This window comes from Massilia sp. TSP1-1-2, assembly GCF_049896185.1.
In the GTDB taxonomy this organism is placed as follows: domain Bacteria; phylum Pseudomonadota; class Gammaproteobacteria; order Burkholderiales; family Burkholderiaceae_D; genus Telluria_A.
This window is the reverse complement of sequence record NZ_JAFCTU010000068.1, coordinates 1-3,574: the sequence shown is the minus strand read 5'-3', so window position 1 is coordinate 3,574 and position 3,574 is coordinate 1. Positions and strand designations below refer to the sequence as shown.

At 65.5% G+C, this 3,574-nt stretch carries 4 protein-coding genes; all 4 read right to left on the bottom strand.

The genetic code is table 11. The features are described 5' to 3' along the window. Positions 1-331 precede the first annotated feature (331 nt). The 4 genes from ACP7BV_RS26740 to ACP7BV_RS26725 all read right to left on the bottom strand — a co-directional run bounded on the left by ACP7BV_RS26740 (position 332) and on the right by ACP7BV_RS26725 (position 3,220). On the bottom strand, positions 332-541 hold the full coding sequence (locus tag ACP7BV_RS26740) for a hypothetical protein (RefSeq protein ID WP_426107931.1): 210 nt from the start codon (positions 539-541) through the stop codon (positions 332-334). After that, positions 538-1,332, bottom strand: coding sequence for an ExeA family protein (locus ACP7BV_RS26735; RefSeq protein ID WP_426107930.1), 795 nt, complete (start codon positions 1,330-1,332; stop codon positions 538-540). The genes ACP7BV_RS26740 and ACP7BV_RS26735 overlap by 4 nt, the downstream gene beginning before the upstream one ends. 2 nt (positions 1,333-1,334) lie before the next feature. Then, positions 1,335-2,657: a DDE-type integrase/transposase/recombinase gene (locus tag ACP7BV_RS26730; protein ID WP_426107929.1), complete on the bottom strand. Its 1,323-nt coding sequence runs from the start codon at positions 2,655-2,657 to the stop codon at positions 1,335-1,337. A gap of 128 nt (positions 2,658-2,785) precedes the next feature. Further along, positions 2,786-3,220 (bottom strand): hypothetical protein, encoded by a 435-nt coding sequence (locus ACP7BV_RS26725; protein ID WP_426107928.1) that lies wholly within the window; start codon positions 3,218-3,220, stop codon positions 2,786-2,788. Positions 3,221-3,574 lie beyond the last annotated feature (354 nt).

The following is a 3,574-nucleotide window of genomic DNA, read 5'->3' as shown; positions in this document are numbered from 1 at the left end:
TGACCACGCCAGCGTCATCACGAAGAACCAGGTCTTGAAGATTTCCCCTGTGTGAACGTCGGTGATGGGAGGACCCGTGTTACGTTCCGCTGTAATTTAGGAGCGGCGTATCACGCTATTCGAAGTTGAATTTTCGAACTTGTCTCGATGTTTTTTCGGAAGGCCTTTTCCGCTGCCGATCCTGGGTCGGAAGCATCGCGGTGGCGGCAGATTGATTCGGTGGGCGACCGCTCTTGTGGAGCTCCGGGCGAACGCAGGGGTAGGCCCCTGGAACGGGCGACCTCGCATCAGCTCGGCTCGAATCGCCCTGCCTGATAGGTCACGTTCGCACTTAACCTGGAAGGCGGCGTTCCCAAGGGCGATCCGGATCATGGTCCCGACTCTGCGCCCCAAGCTTGACTGCCTGGTGGCGCAGAATCTTGTCCAGATAGCGTACCTCGCAGACGCTGGCCAGTGCAGACAGGACCCCGGTCAGCACCGCCGCCGTCTCGTCCGAGATGTCATCGGGCGCCGGCAACAGGGATTTGTAGCGTGAAGTCATCGCAGCTCCTCAATGGCTTGTTGCAACAGGTCGTCCGGCAGGTGGTTCAAGCCTTTGGGGACCGCCAGCCGCATGGCTGTGTGCAAGATCCGTCCCGCAATGCGCGGCAAGCCCTTCGACGCCTGGCGCAACACCTCCATGCCGGAATCGGCCAGCAAGGTGTGCTGGCAGCCGGCCGTCTTCAACGCATGGCCGATCAGCAGGGCGAAGCGCTCGCGTTCGACGACCGGGCGCAGATGGACCCGCGCGGCGATGCGCCCGTGCAAGGCCGCATAGGGCGCGCGCTCGAGCGTTTGGGCCAGGCCGGGATGGCCCACCAGCCACACGGTGACCAGATCGCGCGCGTCGAACGCGAAGTTCAGGAACGCGGGCAGGTAGCGGAAGAACTCGACCGGCAGGTTCTGCGCCTCGTCGATGATCCACACCGGCAGCAGTTGCTTGCCGTCGACCATCTCGGCGATGCGCTGCTTGATGTCGCGCCAGAGCTGCGCGCGCCGGTAGGATGGCTCGACGCCGAGCGCGCCGGCCAGGCTGCGGTACAGGTCGAGCCGGCCGAAGTCGGTCTCGGGCTGATAGACGACCTGGTAGCGGTGCGGATTGAGAGCGTCGCTAAGACTGCGCAGCGCCGCCGTCTTGCCGACCCCGGGTTCGCCCGTGATGAGCCCGACACCGGGCGCCTGCAGCAGCCAGTTGAAGCGCTCGGACAGGTGCGCCAGCGCGCCATCGTCCCACAAGTCCTTGCCATCCTTGCCCAACGGCGCATGGCGAAGTCCGAAGTGTTGGAGGTACATGCTCAATCCCCCTTCACGCCGTGGTACTGTGCGAGCGCCATCTCGACCAGATTCGGGCCGCTGCGTGGCCCCGGTGCGGGAGGCTCCGGATCGGGTTTGCGCCGGACCCGGTGCAGGTTGGCATGCGCGTCCAGCCTGGTGGCCGCCCCCAGCGCTGCGCCGGCCTCGTCCTCGACGCCCACCACCACCCCTGCATGCGGATCGACCACCAGTCGCACCGTCTTGCCTGCCAGCTCGTAGGGCACTTCGAACCTGGCGCCCAGGTACGCCACCGTGCCGTCCTTGCGCACATAGCGCTTGATCCGGTGATGGAACATAGCGTCGAGCTGGGACGCGAAGTGCCCGAGCGGCCGGATCTTCGGCAGATCCCGCTGGTAGCGCGCCAGCGGCGTCAGTCCGCCCAAGCCCTCGTGCGGTGTGCGGTGGTAGACGCATTCGAGCCATGCCCACAGCCGCGCGTTCAAGTCGGCCAGCTCGCCGATGCGGGCGGCATCGAGTTCGCTGAGGAACTGGTCGCGCACGGTGCGGTGCCAGCGTTCGATCTTGCCCTTGCCGGCGGGCTGGTACGGGCGGCAGTAGATGAGGTGGATGTCGAGCCGCGCACACAGTGCCTGCAGGGTGCCGGCCTTGTAGGCGGCGCCGTTGTCGACCACGAGCTTGATGGGCCGGCCACGCTTGAGCAGTGCCTGCTTGAGCACCCCCTCGATATCGAGCGCCGTCTCGCCCAGGCAGAATGCGCTGTGCGTGACCAGGCGCGAGGCGTCGTCGAACAGCGACACCAGGTAGACCTTGCGCGGCTTGCCCTCGACCATGACGCGCGGCCCGTGCATAACGTCGCCGTACCAGATCGCGCCGGCCGACTCGGCCACGAAGCTGCGTTTCTCCTCTGGCTGGCTCGACGAACCGCTCATGCGCGCTATGCCGTGGCTGGCCAGCAGGCGATGGATCGCCGAGCGTGACAGGCTGTTCCTGGCCGCCTGGCCACTCGCTTCCAGCAGTTGGCGGATCTGGCGAATCGAGCGGCGCGGATTGTCGCGTTTGGCCGCGACGATAGCTTCTTGCAGGGCCGGCGAGATCTTGGAGCGGCCACTGTCGACGCGCGTCTTGGGCGCCAGGCCGGCTATGCCCTCGCGCCGGTATTTGTAGAGCCAGCTTTCGATCGTCTTCTCGCCCAGATAGGTGCGGCGCGAGTTGGGGATCGCGTACTGGCGCTGGGCCAGTTCGCGCAGGGTGCGCTGCAGCTCGCCGCGTTCAAGATGCTCGCGGCTGACCAACGGCCCCAGCACGGAGAGGCGGAACAAGGCGGTCGGGTCGATCTGTTTCATGGGTGCTCCTGTTGAGTTTGGGAGCGTTCATGGAAACCGATATCGGCTGCCGGCGGCAGTGGGCAAAGTGTGTGGGGTGGGTAATTTTATCGGCGCTGCCTGTCTCCCGGTCGTTTCGGATCAGCGTTTCACGGGACGCAGATTTCGCGGTCCGCCCACGCCATCGCCTCGGCCAGCGGCATCGCGGCGAGGCAGGCCCGCCAGAAGCCGGGGCCGTCGCCACCACGGCCCAGTTCCGGGAAGCGGCTGCGCAGCACAAAGGCGAATGTCACAGTGCCGGCGTGCAGCCAGTCGCGCCAGCGGCGCGCGGTGTGGCGGGAGACGCCCCCGCACAGGGCCGCACCGCGAAGCGAGGCGCCGGCCAACAGGTCCAGCAGAACCCGCTGCTGCTTGGCCCATGGATGCCAGCGGCGCGGCGCGATGCATAGCGGCAAACGCGAACAGGTACGTCCGCATGCGCCGCAGCAGAAGCGGGCCACCAGCGCCGGATTGAGCGACACATCGGCAGGACCATCGCGGTCCGGTTTGCGCTCGTAAAAGCCATGCAGCCAGAGACCGGCCATGCCGCAATGCGGGCAAGCGAGCGGCCGGTAGACCTCCGGCGCATGTGCAATCTGCTCGATATGTTGGGGTAACGAAGGATTTGCAGATAGAATTCGGTTCATAGGCCGGTCCCGATGGTATGTGTGTTGCGTGAGAACTTCACACGATATCAGAGGAGTACTGGCCTATTTTTTTTGCACTGTGTCCCATGCTGGCATGGGTGCGCAATTAGTGAACACCCTGGATAAAGCCGGAATTTAATTGGCTGGCGAGCCTGGGATTACGACGGACGTAACAACCCGCGCCGAAGTCGACCTGCACCGCCTCTGCCGGCTTGAACTCGAGCCGCAGCGGCACGTCGGCCACCTCGTCGA